General features: G+C 73.8%; 12 protein-coding genes and 1 pseudogene. 10 read left to right on the top strand and 3 right to left on the bottom strand.

All coding sequences use genetic code 11. The annotated features are described in order from the left end of the window. Positions 1–151: 151 nt before the first annotated feature. The 3 genes and pseudogenes from CXR04_RS10395 to CXR04_RS10385 form a co-directional block, all read right to left on the bottom strand. On the bottom strand, positions 152–1,684 hold the full coding sequence (locus CXR04_RS10395) for a class I SAM-dependent methyltransferase (protein ID WP_101421561.1): 1,533 nt from the start codon (positions 1,682–1,684) through the stop codon (positions 152–154). 778 nt (positions 1,685–2,462) lie between these two features. Beyond that, a pseudogene (locus CXR04_RS35720) lies at positions 2,463–2,681 on the bottom strand (SDR family NAD(P)-dependent oxidoreductase); the annotation flags it as partial. Between the two features lie 66 nt (positions 2,682–2,747). Further along, positions 2,748–3,377 carry an LUD domain-containing protein gene (locus tag CXR04_RS10385; protein ID WP_101421560.1) on the bottom strand — a complete coding sequence of 210 codons (630 nt, stop codon included), beginning with the start codon at positions 3,375–3,377 and terminating at the stop codon, positions 2,748–2,750. 488 nt (positions 3,378–3,865) lie between these two features. Here CXR04_RS10385 and CXR04_RS36400 point away from each other — a divergent pair, with 488 nt between their 5' ends. The 10 genes from CXR04_RS36400 (at position 3,866) to CXR04_RS10340 (ending at position 18,535) form a co-directional block, all read left to right on the top strand. Further along, positions 3,866–3,994, top strand: a complete 129-nt coding sequence (locus CXR04_RS36400; protein ID WP_267898184.1) for a hypothetical protein — start codon at positions 3,866–3,868, stop codon at positions 3,992–3,994. 357 nt (positions 3,995–4,351) lie between these two features. Then, the gene (dxs, locus tag CXR04_RS10380; RefSeq protein WP_101421559.1) at positions 4,352–6,259 is read left to right on the top strand and encodes a 1-deoxy-D-xylulose-5-phosphate synthase; all 1,908 of its coding nucleotides are present in this window, start codon (positions 4,352–4,354) and stop codon (positions 6,257–6,259) included. A 400-nt stretch (positions 6,260–6,659) separates the two neighbouring features. Continuing rightward, positions 6,660–7,757, top strand: a complete 1,098-nt coding sequence (locus CXR04_RS10375; RefSeq protein WP_199850432.1) for a type III polyketide synthase — start codon at positions 6,660–6,662, stop codon at positions 7,755–7,757. A 50-nt stretch (positions 7,758–7,807) separates the two neighbouring features. Further along, entirely contained in the window at positions 7,808–8,320 is a 513-nt protein-coding gene (locus CXR04_RS10370; RefSeq protein WP_047018081.1) for a cupin domain-containing protein, read from the top strand. A gap of 35 nt (positions 8,321–8,355) precedes the next feature. Beyond that, positions 8,356–9,564, top strand: coding sequence for a DegT/DnrJ/EryC1/StrS family aminotransferase (locus CXR04_RS10365; protein ID WP_101421558.1), 1,209 nt, complete (start codon positions 8,356–8,358; stop codon positions 9,562–9,564). Beyond that, positions 9,561–10,562, top strand: coding sequence for a class I SAM-dependent methyltransferase (locus tag CXR04_RS10360; protein ID WP_101421557.1), 1,002 nt, complete (start codon positions 9,561–9,563; stop codon positions 10,560–10,562). The genes CXR04_RS10365 and CXR04_RS10360 overlap by 4 nt, the downstream gene beginning before the upstream one ends. Positions 10,563–10,702: 140 nt before the next feature. Further along, on the top strand, positions 10,703–13,102 hold the full coding sequence (locus CXR04_RS10355) for a LuxR C-terminal-related transcriptional regulator (protein WP_101421556.1): 2,400 nt from the start codon (positions 10,703–10,705) through the stop codon (positions 13,100–13,102). 180 nt (positions 13,103–13,282) lie between these two features. Continuing rightward, on the top strand, positions 13,283–14,167 hold the full coding sequence (locus CXR04_RS10350) for a hypothetical protein (protein ID WP_234380150.1): 885 nt from the start codon (positions 13,283–13,285) through the stop codon (positions 14,165–14,167). Further along, complete coding sequence (locus tag CXR04_RS10345) at positions 14,164–16,275, top strand: bifunctional serine/threonine-protein kinase/ABC transporter substrate-binding protein (RefSeq protein ID WP_101421554.1); 2,112 nt, start codon at positions 14,164–14,166, stop codon at positions 16,273–16,275. The genes CXR04_RS10350 and CXR04_RS10345 overlap by 4 nt, the downstream gene beginning before the upstream one ends. A 13-nt stretch (positions 16,276–16,288) precedes the next feature. Further along, complete coding sequence (locus tag CXR04_RS10340; RefSeq protein WP_101421553.1) at positions 16,289–18,535, top strand: bifunctional serine/threonine-protein kinase/ABC transporter substrate-binding protein; 2,247 nt, start codon at positions 16,289–16,291, stop codon at positions 18,533–18,535. Positions 18,536–18,537: the final 2 nt, after the last annotated feature.

The following is an 18,537-nucleotide window of genomic DNA, read 5'->3' as shown; positions in this document are numbered from 1 at the left end:
AGGGCGACGGCCGTGACCTGCGCCTCCGCTCCGGCAGCCGGATGCCCGCCCGGTACGTACCGGACGAGCACCCCCGCGCCGGAGCGCCGGCCCCCGTCCCCGCGGCCCTGGAGGGCTCGCGCGGTGCAGGGGACTCGGGCCCGGGCGCCGGTTACGCGCGTTCCGCCGTGAAGAAGACGAACGTGCCGGGACCCCACTCCTCGCGGATCCGCAGGCCGGCGTCCGCCAGCAACTGCCTGAGCGCGTCCGGGTCGAACGGGCGCGGCCCGACCCGGTACTCGGCGGGGGTGTGGGCGGCGACGAAGTGGCGGTAGACGGGATCGTCCGAGTTCCGGAACGTCATCACCGTGAACGTGCCGCCGGGCCGCAGGCACCGCCCGACCTCGGCGACGGCCGCCGGCGGGTCGGGGAACGCCTGGAGCGCGTTCCAGCACAGCACCGCGCCCAGGCTCGCGTCCTTGAAGGGCAGCGGCGCGGCGCCGGACCTGATCGCCGGGACCCCGGCCAGCCGGGCGCGCAGCATCGAGAGCATCGGGCCGGTCGCGTCGAGCGCGATGACGCGCTCCGCGCCGACGGTGTCCGCGAGGACGCCGGTCCAGCGGCCCGCGCCGCAGCCGAGGTCGAGCACCGGGCCCTCGACCGGGCTCACGTGCCGGGCCAGGTAGTCGTCCTCGATGCCGGTGGTCACCGCGTCGTCCCAGTTGCTGCCGCACAGCCGCAGGAAGTTGGGGCGGGCGATCCGCTCGTAGAAGAGGGTCATGCCGGGCGTCTCGGCGACCATGAAGTCGAAGTCGTCGGCCTCGTCCCCGGCCATGGTCTTGGTGAGGTCCAGGATGCCGGCCGAGATCGGGTACGCGGTGTCGCACCCCGTGCACCGCGCCCGGCGGGCGGCGACCTCGAAGGCGCCGCCGCAGCCCGGGCAGCGCAGCGCCGGCCCGTGCGTGTCGAAGAGGTTCACGGCCGGCTCGGCCGCGCGGATGACCTGCGCGTCCGGCGGGAAGTCGATCTCGGCGGGTACGGCGGGGGAGGTCCAGTTGCGCACCGCCCAGTACGCCTTGGCGCCGAGGCCGGCGAAGGCCGTCCCGGTGTCGGCACGCCAGCCGCGCACGACCTCCTCCGGCGACATCGCCTCGATCCAGCGCTTGTCGAAGTCGCCCTCCGCGCCGTACCGCTGCCAGGCGGCCGGGGAGGGGAACACCCGGCCGAGAACGGGGTGTTCGGGGTCGAGCGTGGCCAGCGCCCGGTCGAGCCGGGAGTAGTCGTCCTCGTGCAGGCGGGCCTGCCCCGCCGCGGCGAGCACGCGCTCCCGGGCCGCGGGGAAGTGCGCCAGCAGATAGCACAGCGCCAGGAAGAGCGGGTCGCCCTGGTCGCGGCCGCCCGCCAGGTCGGCGTAGACGTCGAGGCCGGTGCCGGCCGCGGTGGCGATGGGCCCGTCCGTCGACGGATACTCGGTCTCGACGAGGAGGCCGAGCAGCACCGCCGCGTAGCCGCGTCTCCGGTCGTCCAGCGCCTCGAACCGGCCGGCCAGCTCCTGCGCGGCCGGCAGGGCGAGGCCGGTGGCGGCACCGTCCCGCCACAGCTCGCCGGTCAACTGCCCGAACTCCGCGTCGAGACGGTCGTCTGGTGCGTCCACGAAGGCGCTGACGAGTTGGTGCACCTTCGCCGGGGCGGCGGAAGCGCTCATGTGCGATCCTTTCGCGATAGGCAGGTGGGGCTGCGTAAGGCAGTATTGGCGCGCGCCGGATGCAGGACTCTGCCGCGGGCGGTCGGAATGTCAGCCGCTGAGCAGGTCATCCGCGGAACACGGTTTCGCGGGAATGCTGCAGCCAAGGAATCATGCCCCCAGTTTAGTTGCCGGCCGCTTCCCCCGCCTTCTCCCGGCGCGATCATCTTATGGGGGAGAGCCCGCTTCCTGCCCGGGGACGGATCGAGCGATCCGGCGGGGGCAGTTTATTGCCATACCGCGCGGACAACGCGCCGGTGGAGGCGATGGAGTATCGCAGTGGAGTACAGCCCCTGCGACGAGCAGCTCAACGCCGAACCTTATCCGCTGTACGCGCAGCTTCGCGGAAAGGCGTCCGTTTACCACGATGAGGAACTGGACATCTGGGCGCTGTCGCGGCACGCGGACGTCGACGCCGCGCTGCGCTGCGCGACTCGGCGGGCTGCTCCAGTGCCGACGGCCCCCTGCTCGACTCCGCCGTCTGGGGACCCGACGCGCACAAGGTGATGTCGTTCAGCGCCATGGACCCGCCCGACCACACCAGGACCCGGGCCCTGGTGTCCGGCTCCCGATGGACGTGATCCCGGAGCTGGTCGGCGTCCCGCACGAGGGCCGGGCGGCGGCGCGGCGGCCGGGAGCCCGGGACGTTCGACCGGATCATCGAGTACGGCGACGGGTGGTTCCCGTTCGGCGCGAGCCCTCCGGGGCTCGTTCCCGCCGTCGCTGAGCTGCGCGAGCGCGCCGCCGTCTTCGTCAGGCCGCGGGCGCCCCACTGGGACGCCCCGTACCCCGCGGTCATGGGGTGACCGTTCAGGCCCGTGGCGGAGCCGGCGTTGACGATCGAGCCGCCGCCGGCCGCGCGCATCGCCGGAACCACCGACTTCACGCCGAGGAACGCCCCGGTGAGGTTGACCTTCGGGGCCTGTTCCTCCCGGTGTTCATGCGGTGGACGGAGCAGGACGGGGCAGGACGGGGCCGGCGTGCCGGGCGCGCGGCCCCGCGGCCGTCCCGGCTCCCGGCGGGGTCAGAACCCGATGGCCTCGCGGAGCAGCAGGACGGTGCCGCGCCCGGGGAAGTAGTTCGGGTTGAAGGCGTGGAGGATGAGGACGCGGTTGAGGGCGCTGCGCACCCCGTACGCCTTCATGGCCCGCTCGTCCTCCAGCCGGGTGCAGTGGGTTTCGAGCCGGCGCAGCCCGGTCTCCACGTCGGGCACCACCTTCTGCGCCCCGACGACCCAGATGGCGTGGTCGGCGCCGCCGGTGTAGCCGGTGAGCTGGCTGCCGCTGGCCGAGCCGATCACGAGGGAGCCGGTCTCGGTGACCGCGTGGACGCTGCCGACGATGACGTCGTGGTGGCCGAGCAGCCGCCGGATGTCGGTCCGCTGGGCGGTACGGTCCATGGCCAGGCTCTGCGTCCTGACGGAGGCGTACCGCTCGCCGTTGAGATCCTCGGCGATGCCGGACAGGCGCAGCGTCTCGCTGGCCCCGGTGAACACGGTGGCGCCCTCGGGAACCAGCTCTTTGACCCGGGCACGCGCGGCCGCGGCGTCGTGGAGGATCTCCGCCTCGAAGCCGTTGCCCTTCAGCGCGGTGGCCACTGTCTCCAGGCGCTCCGCGGGCGCCGGCTCGGTGAACGACGGTGCCGGGGTCGTCATGGTTTCTCCTGGTTGGTCGGGTGTGGCGGATCTGAGTGAGCAGGCGGTGCCGTCGGGGCGCGATCGCGGGGGACGGAGAAGCGGGTCGCGGTGGTTCCCGGGCCGCCTGCTCGCCGGATGACGTGTTCGTCGTCTCCCTCTGTACGACAGGACACCCCGCCGGAATGTGACGTGCGATCCCCCGCCGGGGTGACTACCGGGCCGAATACACCGGCGTCACCATCGCGGACGAATCCAGCTCCCTCCCCGACCTGGCGTCCGGCGCCGCCCTTTCGGCCACCGCGAGGTCGGACGTGCCGGCCGCCGGCATACGCAACCTGCTGTTCGTCAGCGTCTTCCCCTAGACACCGCCGAGGTGCGCGGGCGCCTCGAAGAGGGTCTGACGGTCACCGCCGACCGTGCCCTGGCGCCGGCCGGTGTCAGCCTCGACGACGTGGCCAGCGGGTCCTGCCGGCGGTCGTGAGGCATTCCTGCAGCGGTGTTTCGACATGCTGAAGATTCCCGTCTCCCGCACCACATGGGACTACTTCGCGACGACGAGCCACATGGGTCCCGGCGACCAGTTCAGCGCCCTCGAATACTCGCGGAGAGCGGCCGCTGCACCCCCGGCGACGTGATTCTCCTCATCGGCGAGGGCGTGGGCTTCCAGTTCGGCGTCGCCGTACCCGAAGTCCGGTAGCCCCGGCCGGCGGCGGCGCCTGCACGTACCGGAAAGTGGATAGTGGAGCGGCGGACGAGCGCTCCCGCGTTACTTGAATTAATGCCTCGCCGCACCGCTCCACGGTTTTGAGTATGGGGACGCTCCTTGGGCAGGACTGTGCCGCGAGTTGGCGGCGGCTTGGCGCCCGCGGCGGCCGGGACCGATCGATCAAACGCCCGCAAAAATGACAAGAGTCTGCCATGCCGGGCCACCGGCAACATGTTGCCTCGCGGGACTCCTTGCTGAATTCGGTCCCGGCCCCGAGTGTTGTTCCATGACACTTCTAGATTCGCTCCGTGGTCCGAAGGATCTCAAGGACCTTGGGCCGAATGAGCTCACCGGTCTTGCCGCCGAGATCAGGGACCGATTGATCTCCACGGTGTCGGCGAACAGCGGGCACCTCGGTCCGAACCTCGGCGTGGTGGAACTCACCATCGCCATGCACCGCGTGTTCGATTCCCCCCGCGATCCGCTCATCTTCGACACCGGCCACCAGTCGTACGTGCACAAGCTGCTGACCGGCCGGCAGGAGGAGTTCGCCACCCTGCGGCAGCCCGGCGGCATGTCCGGATACCCGTGCCAGGCCGAGTCCCCCCACGACCACGTGGAGAACTCGCACGCCTCGACCTCCCTGTCGTACGCCGACGGTCTCGGCAAGGCGTTCAAGCTGCGCGGCGAGGACGACAGGACGGTGGCCGCCGTCATCGGCGACGGGGCGCTGACCGGCGGGATGGCCTGGGAGGCGCTGAACAACATCGCCGCGGCCAAGTCGAACCGGGTCGTGATCATCGTCAACGACAACGGGCGTTCGTACTCGCCGACGCACGGCGCCATCGCCACCCACCTCGCGCAGGTGCGGACGTCGCAGAAGTACGAGAACGTGCTCGCCTCCATCAAGTCGACGCTGCCGAGGACCCCGTTGGTCGGCGCGCCCCTCTACGAGACGCTGCACGGGATCAAGAAGGGTCTCAAGGACGTCCTGCAGCCGCAGGTGATGTTCGAGGATCTGGGCCTGAAGTACGTCGGCCCCATCGACGGCCACGACCAGGCGGGGCTCGAACTCGCGCTGGCCCATGCCAAGGACTTCGGCGGCCCGGTGATCGTGCACGTGCTGACCCGCAAGGGCCACGGCTATGCGCCCGCCGAGAACAACGACGAGGACCACCTGCACCAGGTGGGTGCCAACACCGACCCGCTGACCGGCGCGCCGGTGAAGAAGGCCGCGCGGACCTGGTCGCACGTGTTCGCCGACGAGATCCTGAAGATCGGCGGCAAGCGCGAGGACGTGGTGGCGATCACCGCCGCGATGCTGCACCCCACCGGGCTCGCGCCGTTCGCCAAGGCACATCCGGACCGGGTCTTCGACGTCGGCATCGCCGAGCAGCACGCCGTCACCATGGCGGCGGGGCTCGCGATGGGCGGGCTGCACCCGGTGGTGGCGCTCTACTCGACGTTCCTCAACCGGGCGTTCGACCAGATGCTGATGGACGTGGCCCTGCACAAGCTGCCGGTCACCTTCGTGCTGGACCGCGCCGGGGTCACGGGCCCGGACGGCGCGAGCCACAACGGCATGTGGGACGGCTCGATCAGCCAGATGATCCCGGGCATGCGCGTCGCCGCCCCGCGGGACGCCCAGCGGCTCTCGGAGCTGCTGACCGAGGCGCTGGACGACTCCACGGGCCCGACGCTGCTGCGCTGGCCGAAGGCGCCGGCCGGCGAGGAGGTCCCGGGTCTGGGCAAGCTCGGCGGCATGGACGTCGTGGCCCGCCCCGGGGAGGGCACCGCCACCGACGTGCTGCTCGTCGGCGCCGGCGTGATGGCCGGGGTGTGCGCGGACGCCGCGGCCCGGCTCGCGGACCAGGGCATCGGCGCGCTCGCCGTCGACCCGCGGTGGGTCAAGCCGGTCGACCCGGCGCTGGCCGCCGCCGCCCGCGACGTACGCCTCGTGGTCACCGTCGAGGACAACGGCATCTCCGGCGGCTTCGGCGACGCCGTCTGCCGCGATCTGCGCGACGCGGGCGTCGCCACCCCGGTGACGTCCTTCGGCCTGCCGCAGGAGTTCCTGGACCACAACAGCCGCGGCGGCATCCTCGAACAGGCCGGGCTCACCGGCCAGCACATCGCACGCTCCGTCACCGAGGCGGTCTCCGGCCGCCGCAGCGAGGTCGTCGGCTCGCGCTGACCACGGCGGACGGCGAGGGCCGGGGCCCCTGTGGGGCGCACCGGCCCTCCCGTGCCGTACGCAACTTGCGCAACCGCGCCCTGTACGGGGAGACTCGGCCGCGCCGGCATCGAGCCGGCCGCCGGCGTCCTCGCCCGCCCCGAGTCCGGGCGGCGCGGTCGGCAGCACGCCCCTGGGAGGGCGTCGTGCAGGCGTGACCTGCACCCCCGCATGATCGGCGGGCATTCCCCTCGCGTTGCCAAGTCGACACCAAGCCGATCGCAAGCGAAATGAGCAAACATATACATCGCTTGTGCACCGTTGCTATAGCGGCGGCGGCGCGGCCGAATTTGCTGTAACCCCGAACGGGCGCGACGGGAAACTTCGGGGAAACCTCTACCTCAGAAGGTGGATGCCAGGCATGTCGACTCTTTGCAAGCCAGCGGTGAGCGTGCCGGAATACGTCATCACCATGGAAGAGACCCTGGAATTCGCCAAGAAGGTGCACGCGGGAAAGCCGCAGTTGCCGTTGGCGCTTCGACTCATCCAGAAGACCGGTGTGCGTAAAAGGCACATCGTCCAGCCCATCGAGAAGACCCTCGACCACCCCGGCCTGGAGGAGCGCAACCGGGTCTACGAGGTCGAGTCGAAGAGGATGACCCCGCCGGTCATCGAAGAGGCCCTGGCGAACGCGGACGTGACCGCCCGGGACATCGACGCGATCATCTACGTGTCCTGCACCGGCTTCCTCATGCCGTCGCTGACCGCGTGGCTGATCAACAAGATGGGCTTCCGCTCCGACACCCGCCAGATCCCCATCGCGCAGCTCGGCTGCGCCGCGGGCGGCGCCGCCATCAACCGCGCCCACGACTTCTGCCGCGCGTACCCCGGCAGCAACGTCCTCATCGTCTCCGCCGAGCTGTGCTCGCTCTGCTACCAGCCGGAGGACGACGGCATCGGCTCGCTGCTCTCCGACGGCCTGTTCGGCGACGCCGTCGCCGCCGCCGTCGTCCGCGGCCGCGGGGGCACCGGCGTGACGCTGGAGCGCAACGCCTCGTACCTCATCCCGGACACCGAGGAGTGGATCTCCTACGCGGTCCGCTCCACCGGCTTCCACTTCCAGCTCGACCGCCGGGTGCCCGGCACCATGGAGCCGCTGGCCCCGGTGCTGCGCCAACTGGCCACGAAGCACGGCTGGGACGTCGAGAACCTGGACTTCTACATCATCCACGCCGGCGGGCCGCGGATCCTGGACGACCTGAGCAAGTTCCTCAACACCGACCGGCACATGTTCCGGCACAGTTGGTCGACCCTCACCGACTACGGGAACATCGCCAGCGCCGTCGTGCTGGAGGCGCTGCGCCGCCTCTTCGAGGAGAACTCCGTCGTGCCCGGTGCCAGCGGGATGATCGCGGGCTTCGGCCCCGGCATCACCGCCGAGATGTCGGTGGGCAGTTGGGTCGGCGAGGACCCGCAGCAGCAGGCGGCCGGTACGCCCGTCGCCGCCGCCGTCGGCTGAGCCGGCGTACAACCGCCGTGCCCCGTCAGCCTCCACGAAGGGAAGATCGCATGACCAGCCTGGTCGTCCCGCCCGGTCAGGGACGGAAGCTCATCACGAAGGCGCAGGAGGTGACCTTCAAGGTCACCGGCGCGGACAACGGCTTCGCCTCCACCTTCGAGGTCGTCGTCCCACCCGGCTTCGACGTCGGCGCGCACGTGCACGAGGACGCCAAGGAGTTCTTCTACGTCCTCGAAGGCGAGCTGGAGCTGTTCGCCTTCGAGCCCGTCGCACGCACCGAGGACACCTGGCACAACTGGGAGTCCCCCGAGGGCGGCAAGCCCCTGCGGGCCGGGCCCGGAAGCTGCATGTTCGTGGACAGCGGCACCCCGCACGCCTTCCGCAACCCCACGAGCACCCCGACGCGCATGCTCTTCCAGAGCTCACCGCCGCCCGACCACGAGCGCTACTTCGAGGAGATCTGCGAGATCTTCTCCAGCGGCAAGACCGTGGACCCCGGCGCCGTGCAGCTTCTCCGGGACCGCTACGACGTCAAACAGATCACGCCGCTTCGCTACGGGTAACCGGCCACTCCACCAGCACCACCCGAGAGGGCACGATGGACAGCATTCCATTGGTTCACGCGAGTTTGGGCATGCAGGAGCTGGCCGCCGTCGAGGAGGTGTTCGACTCCGACTGGACGGCCGGCCAGGGCCCGCGGGGCAAGGCCCTCGAAGCCGAGCTGGCCCGCCGCTACAGCGTCGCCGACGCCGTCACGCTGAGCAGTTGCGCCGCCGCGCTGCACCTCGCCCTGCTCGCGCTGAAGGTGGAGCCCGGCGCCGAGGTGATCGTCGCCGACTACACCTTCCCGGCGCCCGCCCACGCGGTGCACTACGTCGGCGCCACTCCCGTGTTCGCGGACGTACGGGCCGACACCGGCACCGTCGACCCGGAGGCGGTCGCCGACCTCATCGGCCCGCGCACCGCCGGCATCATCGCCGTGGACACCGTCGGGCTGCCCGCCGACTACGCGGAGCTGCGGCAACTCGCCGACCGCCACAAGCTGTTCCTCATCGAGGACGCGGCCTGCGCCATCGGCGCCACGTACCAGGGCCGCCCGGCCGGCTCGCTGGCACCGGTGGCCTGCCTGTCCTTCCACGGGCGCAAGGGGATCACCTGCGGCGAGGGCGGCGCGCTGCTCGCCGAGGACCCGGCGATTGGCGCGGATGTGCGATTGCGCTCGTCGTTCGGCATCGGGAGCATCTTCGACAAGGCCCGGGTCATCGGCCTGCCGATCCCGATCTTCACCGACATCGGTTACAACTACAAACTGTCCGACATCTCCGCCGCGATCCTCCAGGTGCAGCTCGGCCGGATCGAGGAGCTGCTCGACCGCCGCAACCGGGTGGCGGCCCGCTACGGCGAACTCCTCAAGGACGAGGAGCTCGTCACCGTCCCGTACGTGCCCGCGGACCGCACCCACGCCTGGCAGTCGTACCTGCTGACGCTCGACCCGGGCGTCGACCGGGCCGGCGTCGCCGCCGACCTGCGCGCCCAGGGCATCGGCTGCGGCCACGGCACCTGGGCCAGCCACCTGCAGCCCGCGTACGAGACCGGCCAGACGTGCCCCGTCTCGGCGGACCTCGCACAGCGCCAGCTCGCCATCCCGATGCACGCCGAACTCTCCGTCCAGCAGGCCGAGCGGGTCGTCGAGGCGCTGCGCCCGGCGCTGCGCAACAACACCGGCTCCTCGCGGCACTACGAAGGTTCCGCCGCGCCCCGGACCACGTCCCCTGCCCAGCAGGGCAACAAGGGAGGAGCGGCATGAGCGACGGCCGTCCCAACTCCGATCGGGTGCTGCGGCTCATCACCGGCTACTGGGCCACCGGCATCGTGGGGACCGCGGCGAAGTACGCGCTGTTCACGCACATCCAGGACGGTGCCCGTACGGTCGACGCCCTCGCCGCCCGCGCCGAACTGTCCCTCCGCGGCACGCAGGCCCTGCTCGACGGACTGGTCAGCCTGGACCTCGTCGAGCGGAGCGGCGGCGAATACCACAACACCGAGGAGGCGGCCACCTACCTGGTGGACCACCTGCCGACCAGCCTCACCAGCTTCGCCCAGTTCAAGATGGGCCACATGGGCTCCCTCACGGACCTGCCCGAGGTGGTGCGGTCCGGCGGCCCGCTGTCCACCTCCGTGGTCGAGGTCGCCGACAACCCGCACTGGGAGGCGCTGGTCACGGCGCTGGCCGCATCGTCGGTGCCGGCGACGGAGATCGCCGCCGAGGCCCTCGGGATCGCGGATGCCGGGGAGGTCTCGATCCTCGACATCGGCGGCGGCTCGGGCATCATCTCCGGCACCTGGCTGGAGCTCAACCCGGCCGCCCGCGCCACCCAGCTCGACTGGGCGCCCATCAACGCCATCGCGTGCCGGCTGCTCGCCGAGCGCGGGGTGGGCGAGCGCGTCGACTACGTCGACGGCGACTTCCACACCACGGAGTTCGGCACGTCCGCGTACGACTACGTGGTGTATTCCAACATCGCCCGCCAGGAGGGGCCGCAGGACAACATGGCCCTCTTCGCGAAGATCAGGGCCGCCCTGAAGCCCGGCGGCACGCTGGTCGTCTCCGACTACGTCGTGGACGACGACCGGGGCGGCGGCTCGAAGTACGCCCTGCAGTTCGCCTCGGAGATGCTGCTGAAGAGCAGGCAGGGCAGCACCTGGCGGCGGGCCGACTACCACGAGTGGCTGGTCAAGTCGGAGTTCGAGGAGATCACGTTCCAGCCCACGCCCTCGCCCGCCACACTGATCTTCGCCAGGTAGAGGGGCGAGCCGACCGTGGCACGGGGGAGCGGGACAGCTTTCGGCGGAGGGAATGCAGTGAGCCCTGATGGCAAGAGGGCGGTCGTCTCGACGGGTACGCGGTCGGCGGTCGCTTCCGGCACCTCCCGGGACGCGGCGCCGTGAACGCCGGCGCCGTAGTCGCGGCCAAGGAGCACGAGGACGCGTGGGGTCCCGAGGACCTGTTAACCGGCCGGGCGACCAGCCCCGCCGGATACCTGGGCGACACGCCCACGCCGCTGGTCGGCCGCACCCGCGACCTCGACCGGCTCGCCACCGTGCTGTCCGCGCCCGACGCCGGTCTGGTGACCGTCACCGGACCGGCAGGCGTGGGCAAGAGCCGGCTCGTCATGGAGTACCTCCGCCGCTTCGGGCCGGGCCCCGGCGGCACCGTCGAGGTGTTCGACTTCGGCCGGATCACGGACCCGGCCATCGGCGCGCTGATGCTGCGCCGGCTCAAGGAGCAGCTCCACGACGGCCCCGCCGCCGTCCAGTCGGCCCTGGAGGGCCTCGGCCCCGGGCCGTACACCGTGCTGTTCGACCACTACGAGGACGTCGCCGATGAACTGGCGCCACTGCTCACGGAGTTCCGGCGGAGCTGCCCGCAGGTACGGGTGGTCACGGTCGGCACGGCCCGCCTCGGGCTGTACGGCGAGCGGGTCGTACGGCTGCGGCCGCTGCCGACCGGGAACGGCGTCGAGGCCGACCTGCCGGCGGTCTCGCGGATTCCGGCCGTGGAGCTGTTCGTACAGTACGCGCGGGCGGTACGGCCCGAGTTCAAGCTGACCGCGGAGAACTTCCGCTACGTGCTGGCCCTCTGCCGGCTCGTCGGCGGGCTGCCGTTCGCCATCGAGCTGGCCGCCGAGCAGGTCAAGCTCGCCGAACCCGACCTGATCCTGGAGCGCTTCGAGCGCGGCACCGGCGACCTGCGGCGCATCGACCAGCACCCGTACTCGCGGCACTCCAGCATCTCCGGCATGGTCTCCTGGGTGTTCGCCCGGCTGCCCGCGGAGGAGCGGCTGCTCCTCAACCAACTGGCGATCTTCGAGGGCCCGTTCACCACCCGGGCCGCGGCCGGCGTGCTCACCGGCTTCGACGCCGCCGGCTACCGGACGCTGGAACGGCTCATCGACGCCAGCGTGCTCATCCCCGACGAGCGGCCCGACGGCGAGCTGAGTCTGAGCATCCCCAGCTCCGTACGGCACGCCGCGGCCAGGTCGCTGGCCCTGCTGCCCGTACACGAGACGCTGCGCAAGGCCCACGGCGAGTACTTCCTCGCGCTCGCCACGCCCCACCCCACGCCGTCCGAGCCGGGCGCCCCGTCCGCCGGCCCGCGCACTGCGCCGGGACCGGAGACCCGGGCGGACCTGCTCGCGGCGTTCGGCTACTGGCGGGAGGCCCGCGACGGCCGGTTCATGGCCCTCATCGCCGGTGCGCTGCGCGACCAGTCCACCGGCGCGGCCCAGACACGGCAGTGCCTGCGGCTGACCGAGGAGGTGCTGCGGGCCGGCGTCGAGGACGCCCGGCTGCACGCCAGGACGCTGGAGGCCGCCGGCGGGCTGGCGATGCGGCTCGGCTCCGGCGCGGCCCGCGGCTATCTCGCCCAGGCCCGCGACGCCTACCGCGCCGTGCACTGCGACGTCGGCCTGGTGCGCTGCCTCGGGCTGCTCGGCGACGAGGCGTACGCCGCCGGGGACCTGGAGCGCGCCCGCCGCCGGTTCGAGGAGGGGCTGGCCGTCCTGGCCTCTCCCGCCCGCGCGGGGGTCACCGGGGACACCGCGATCAGCGTCGGCCGGTATCTCAGCCGGCGGCTCGCCGTGGTGGCGCGCGACGCGGGCAACCTGGCCCGCGCCGACGAGCTGGCCCGTACCGCCCTGGCGGCGGAGCTGGGCCGCGAGGACTTCGGCGGCGCGGTCACCGCCCGCTACGTCCTCGCCTCCGTCCGGCTGCTGGAGCAGGACTCGGCGGAGGCGCGGGCCCTGTTCGCGGACGCCGCCGAGCAGCTCGGCGGCCTCGCGGACGCGGCGGAGCAGCCCGAGTGCCTGGAGATACTGGCGATCACGCTGTACAAGTGGCGCCGGATCACCGACTGGCGGCTGCTCACGGCGACGCTGGGCCTGGCCAACCTGCTGCGCCGGCGGCTCGGCCACCCCCGCCCGCGGCCGCTGACCGACCTGACCACGGCGATCCTCGCCACCGCCAGCCAGGAGCTGACCGCCGACGACTACATGTGGGCGTGGCGCTCCGGCGCCGAGCTGACCTGGGAGGCGGCGCTGCGTCTGATGCCCGCCGCGGACGCCCGCCCGGTGGCCGGGGACGACGTGCCCACCGACGTGGCCGACATCCTCACCAAGCGGGAGCTGGAGGTCGCGCTGCTGGTCTCCGAAGGGCTGACGAACCGGGTCATCGCCCGCCGGCTCGGCATTGCCGAGTGGACGGTCGTGAACCATCTGCGCAAGGTGATGCGCAAGCTCGGCTGCCAGTCCCGGGTGCAGGTGACCCGCCGGCTGGCGACCGGCTGAGGCCGGCGGCGGAAGGCGGGTACCGCACCCCGCCTTCCGCCCGCCCCCGCCCCAACGCCGGGCGTTCACGCGGTGTTACGTGATCCGTACACGCCCGTGCTGACACCGTGTCGACCCGCCCCGTACGATCCGTTACCGGGGGACGGGGAGAGCTGCGTCACGTCAGGGTGGGGGAGACTCGTGCGACGACGGCCCGCGGGGTGCGCCGGATCCGTGCTGCTCGCCGCCGTGCTCGCCCTCGCGGGCTGCACCGGCGACGACGGGAAGCCCGCCGCCGGACCGTCGCGCGCTTCCGGTACGCAGAGCGCCCCGACCCCGGCACCGACCTCCGCGCTCGACGCCGACCCGGCGAAGGCCCCGCGGGACGAAGCCGCCGCCCGCACCCTGATCGACGAAGTCATCGCGGACCCCGCGCTCTTCGGCCCCGAGGCGGTCGAGGCCACGCCGTACGAGAGCGACCCCGGCCGCTGGTCCGTCCTCGGCGACGACTGCGTCTGGCACCGGGAGCCGCTGCCCGACGGCGTACTCGCCACGCTCACGCGGTACTTCGAGGTCCCGCCCGCGGCGGGGAAGGGCGCCGCCCGGCTGGTCGCCGTGGTCACCGTGCACCGCACGGCCGGGGAGGCGGACTGGGAGAACGCGGGGATGCTGGAGGAGATGCTCCGCTGTCCCGAGCAGCAACTCGGCGCGGGCGAACGGCTCACGGACCTGATCTCGTCCGCCTCCTACTACGGCGACTCCGCGAACGGCTATGCCGACGACGTGCTGCGCGAGAGCGGCGACTACCGCGGCGCGGGCGCGGCACCGGCCCCGTACGCCTGGATGCAGATGCGGCTCGGCCAGGTCACCGTCTCGGTCTCGGTCAGGGCCGGGCGCGGGTACGACATGACGGAGGCCCAGGACATCGGGCGGGAGGCGGGGGTCCGGATGCTCCGGCGGGTGGTGGACGCGCTCGGGCGCGACGGGACCGGCGGCAAGAGCGGGGAGGCCGCGGCGGGCGCGGCGGGCACGGGCGCTCAGGGCAAGGGTGCCCAGGGCAACGGCGCGGAGGGGAACGGCCGGTGACGGAGCAGCTCACGCCCTCGGATCCGGTACGGATCGGCGGCCACCGCCTCCTCGCCCGGCTCGGCGCCGGCGGCATGGGCGTCGTCTACCTCGGCCGCGCGGACACCGGCGGGCTGGCGGCGGTCAAGGTGATCCGCCCGGAGTACGCCGCGGAGGCGGACTTCCGCGCCCGGTTCCGCCGCGAGGTCGCCGCCGCCCGGCGGGTGCGCAGCCCGTGGGTGGTGCCCGTCACCGGCGCCGGCCCGGACGCCGAAGCCCCCTGGCTGGCCACGGCGTTCGTGCCGGGCCCCGCGCTCGCCGAGGCCGTCGCCCGCTGCGGCCCGCTGCCGGAGCGCGGCACGCGGATACTCGGCAAGATCCTCGCCCGTGCGCTCGCCGCCGTGCACGTGGCCGGGCTCGTCCACCGGGACGTCAAGCCCGGCAACGTGCTGCTCGCCGTTGACGGCCCGCGGCTCATCGACTTCGGCATCGCCCGCTCCCCGGAGGAGACGGCGCTCACCTCGCCGGACGCCGTCGTCGGCACCCCCGGGTTCCTCGCGCCCGAGCAGGCGCGGGGCCGGGAGGTCGGCCCGGCGGCCGACGTGTTCGCGCTGGGCTGCGTGCTGGCGTACGCGGCCACCGGGCGCCCGCCGTTCGGCACCGGCGCCGTGGACGCGCTGCTGTACCGCACGGTGCACGACGAGCCGGACCTGGCCGATGTCCCCGACGGCGTGCGGGAGGTGGTCGTCCGCTGCCTCGCCAAGGACCCCGCCGCCCGCCCGACGGCCACCGAACTCGACGACGCCCTGGTCGAGGACGCCCCCGAGGGCACCGCGGAGTGGCTGCCGGACGAGGTCGTACGGCTGATCGCCGACCGCTCCGCCGCGATCCTGGCGCTGCCCGACATCGACGCCACGGAGGCTGCGGCGCCCGGGCCGGGCCGCGCCACCGGCCGCCGCCGCTTCCTCGCCCTCGGCGCCGGCGGCGCCGCGCTGCTGGCCGCGGGCGGGGGCGCGGCGCTCTGGGCGGGACTGCGGGACGACGGCGGGCCGGGACCCGCCGCGCGCCGGTGGATCCTCGGCGTCCAGGCCGACCTGAGCGGGCCGCAGCGGGCGGCGGGGCGGGCGCAGGAGCGCGGGGTGCGGCTGGCCGTCGAGCAGTTCAACGCCCGGAAGCGCCGGCCCTTCGAGGTGGACGTCGCCGTCGCCGACGACCGCGGCGACCCCGCCGGGGCCGAGCGCGCCGCGCGGCGGCTCGCGGCCGACCGCGACGTGCTGGCCGTCGTCGGCTCCACCGGCGACAAGACCACCGGCGCGGCCCTCGGCCCGTACGACGAGCGGCGCGTCCCGCAGCTCACGGTCTCCTCCGCGCAGGGCGCGTACGGCACCGCCTCCCGCCGCTCCCTGCTGCAGACCGTGCCGACCTACGGCACCACCAGCCTGCCCGCCGCGCTGATGCTCCGGGCCGCGGGGGTGCGCCGGCTGGGCATGGTGATCGACCGGGCGGCGGGCGAGTTCGCGTGGGAGGAAGGCCACCTCGCGTACAGGACCATCGGGCTGGTGGAGATCGAGGTGTACCCGCGGGTGGTGCCGCGCAGCGCGGCCTCGCCCGTCGCGGTGCTGGCGGACGTGCTGGACCGGGAGCCGGACGCCGTCTACTACGCGGGCGGTTCGCGGCGCGGCGCGGACCTCGCGCGCGGGCTCGCGGGACGGGGCTTCACGGGCGTACGGATCCTCGGCTACCCCGCCGCCGGGCCGGAGTTCACCGCGCGGGCGGGCGCGGCGGCGGACGGCTGGGAGGCGTACGCGCCGTACATCGACCCGGGGGCGAAGCCGGTCGCGGAGTTCGCCGCGGCGTTCCGCACACGGTACGGGCAGGCCCCCGGGCGGTGGGCGGCCGAGGCGTACGACGTGACGCGGATGGTGCTCGACCGGCTCACCGAGGCCGCCGGGGGCGGCGGCCGGCCGGCGCGGGGGGAGCTGTTCGGGCTGCTGGCGAAGGGCACGTACCGCGGGCTGGTCAGGGAGTACGCGTTCCAGGACGGCTACTTGCAGGGCGTCGAGATGTTCCACTACCGCGCCGCGGACGGCCGCTTCGGCTACGCGGGACCCGCGGACACGGGCGAGTGAGGGGACCCGTGCCGTGCGCGCGCTGACCTCCGGCGACCCCGGGGCCGTCGGCGGCCACCGGCTGCTGGCGCGGCTCGGCGCCGGCGGCATGGGTGTGGTCTACCTCGCCCGGACGCCGGGCGGCGCGCTGGTCGCGCTGAAGGTGATCCGCGCGGAGCACGCCGCGGACCCGGACTTCCGCACCCGCTTCCGCCGCGAGGTGACGGCGGCGGGCCGGCTGCGGGGCCGCGGGCTGGTCCCGGTCGTCGCGGCGGACGCGGAGGCCGGGGAACCGTGGCTGGCCACGGAGTTCGTGCCGGGCCCGACGCTGACGGAGACGGTGGACGGGCACGGGTCGTGGCCGGAGCCGGCGGTCCTGCGGCTGGGCGCGTACCTGGCCCGTACGCTCGCGGACGTCCACCGCGCGGGCCTCGTCCACCGGGACGTCAAGCCCGGCAACGTCCTGCTGACGCTCGACGGCCCGCGGCTCATCGACTTCGGCATCGCCCGCGCGCCGGGGGCGACGGCGCTGACGAAGAGCGACGTGGTGATCGGCTCCCCGGGCTACCTCGCCCCGGAGCAGGCCGGCACGGGCGCGGCCGAAGTCGGCCCGCCCGCGGACGTCTTCGCCCTCGGCTGCGTCCTGGCCTACACGGCCTCGGCCCGCCGCTCCTTCGGCACGGGCAACCCGGCGGCGGTCGTCTTCCGCACGGTCCACGAGTCCCCGGACCTGTCCGGGGTCCCGGAGGGGCCGCTACGGGGCTGGGTGGAACGGTGCCTGAGCAAACCCCCGGGGGACCGCCCGACCGCGGCGGAGCTGGCGGCGGCGTTGGAGTCGGCGGCGGGGGAGCCGGGGCCCGCGGGGGAGGGGCCGGAGCCGCCGCCCGCCGCCGGCGGTGCGGGCGCGGCGCGTCCCGGGCCCCCGGCTGCGCGGCCGCCCGCGGCGGGCGGGTCAGGGGACACCGTTGCGGATCCCGTGAGTTGGCTGCCGGGTGCGGTGGTGCGGGTGGTTGCCGAGCGGGCCGCCCGGGCGCTCGATATTCCGCCTCCGGCCCGCGACACCCTCGTCTCCGACTCCCCGCCGCCCACGCCGCCCACCCGGCGGCGGTTCCTGGTGGCCGGCGGGGTGGCGGGGGCCGTCGCTGCCGGGGGCGGGCTCCTCGCGTACGGGCTCGGCCGGGGCGGGACGTCGGGCGCGGGGGACACTTCCGTGCACACCCTCGGGCTGCACGCCGACCTCAGCGGGCCGGGGAAGGACGCGGGCCGCGCCCACGAGCGCGCCGCCCGGCTGGCCGTCGACCGGCACAACGCCCGCGAGAACACCGGGTTCCGCCTCGCCCTGGAGGTCGCCGACGACGGCGGCAGCCGGGAGGGCGCCGCGCGCGCCGCCCGGCGGTTCGCGGATGACGCCGCCGTACGGGCCGTCCTCGGGCCGACCACGGCCGCCGGTGCCCGGGCCGCCGCTGGGGTCTACCGCGCCGCCCGGCTCGGCGCCGTGCTCGTCGGCGTCGACGGTACCGGCGTCCCGCAGGCCGACGCGGAGACGCTCGCCGTCACCCGGGCGCCCGAGGAACTGGTGCCCGCGGCCTTCCTCCGCTACCTGACCGACGTCCGCCCCGTCGTGCACACCGCCGTCCTCCGCGACGAGGGCGACGCGGCCTGGGAGTTCGCCCGGGCCCTGATCGACAATCCGCCCAACGGCGGCAGCGTCTCCGTGCACGGGACGAAGGACGGCATCACCGCCGCCGTCGGCTCCGCGCTCGACGAACGCGCCGAGGCGGTCCTCTACGCCGGCGGGTCCCCGGACCGCGCCGGCCGGTGCGCCCGCGCCCTGACCGCCGCCGGCTTCACCGGCGTCCGCGGCGGCACCTGGCACACCCTGGGCCCGGCGTTCCTGTCGGCGGCCGGCACCGCCGCGGCCGAAGGCTGGCTGTCCGCCGCCCCGTTCACCGACCCCGCCGCGGCGCGGGACTTCGCCGCCGCGTACCGCGGCGCGTACGGCGTGGCGCCGCCGCGCTGGGCGCCCGAGGCGTACGACGCGGTGGGCCTGGTCGCGGCGGCGATCGCCCGGCAGAAGAAGACCGCGACGGGCGACACCGTCGACCGCGGGGCCCTCGCGCAGGAGCTGTTCCGGGACACGTACCGCGGCGTGGCCAAGAACCTCCGCTTCGCGCAGGACTGGACACACCAACTGGAGCTGCCCGGAACCCTCTTCCTCTACCAGGCCCGCGGCGGCGCGTTCGCCTTCCTCGGCCCGTACGACGAGGTGCGGCGCCCCTGACC

The organism is Streptomyces sp. CMB-StM0423 (genome assembly GCF_002847285.1).
Classification (GTDB): domain Bacteria; phylum Actinomycetota; class Actinomycetes; order Streptomycetales; family Streptomycetaceae; genus Streptomyces.
The sequence above is the reverse complement of the archived record's forward strand: the minus strand, read 5'-3'. Positions and strand labels throughout refer to the sequence as shown.

Coding starts and splice junctions, on each gene's coding strand:
- CXR04_RS10395 (WP_101421561.1), bottom strand. CDS start 1,684: ATGAGCGCTTCCGCCGCCCCGGCGAAGGTGCACCAACTCGTCAGCGCC.
- CXR04_RS10385 (WP_101421560.1), bottom strand. CDS start 3,377: ATGACGACCCCGGCACCGTCGTTCACCGAGCCGGCGCCCGCGGAGCGC.
- CXR04_RS36400 (WP_267898184.1), top strand. CDS start 3,866: ATGCTGAAGATTCCCGTCTCCCGCACCACATGGGACTACTTCGCGACG.
- dxs (WP_101421559.1), top strand. CDS start 4,352: ATGACACTTCTAGATTCGCTCCGTGGTCCGAAGGATCTCAAGGACCTT.
- CXR04_RS10375 (WP_199850432.1), top strand. CDS start 6,660: ATGTCGACTCTTTGCAAGCCAGCGGTGAGCGTGCCGGAATACGTCATC.
- CXR04_RS10370 (WP_047018081.1), top strand. CDS start 7,808: ATGACCAGCCTGGTCGTCCCGCCCGGTCAGGGACGGAAGCTCATCACG.
- CXR04_RS10365 (WP_101421558.1), top strand. CDS start 8,356: ATGGACAGCATTCCATTGGTTCACGCGAGTTTGGGCATGCAGGAGCTG.
- CXR04_RS10360 (WP_101421557.1), top strand. CDS start 9,561: ATGAGCGACGGCCGTCCCAACTCCGATCGGGTGCTGCGGCTCATCACC.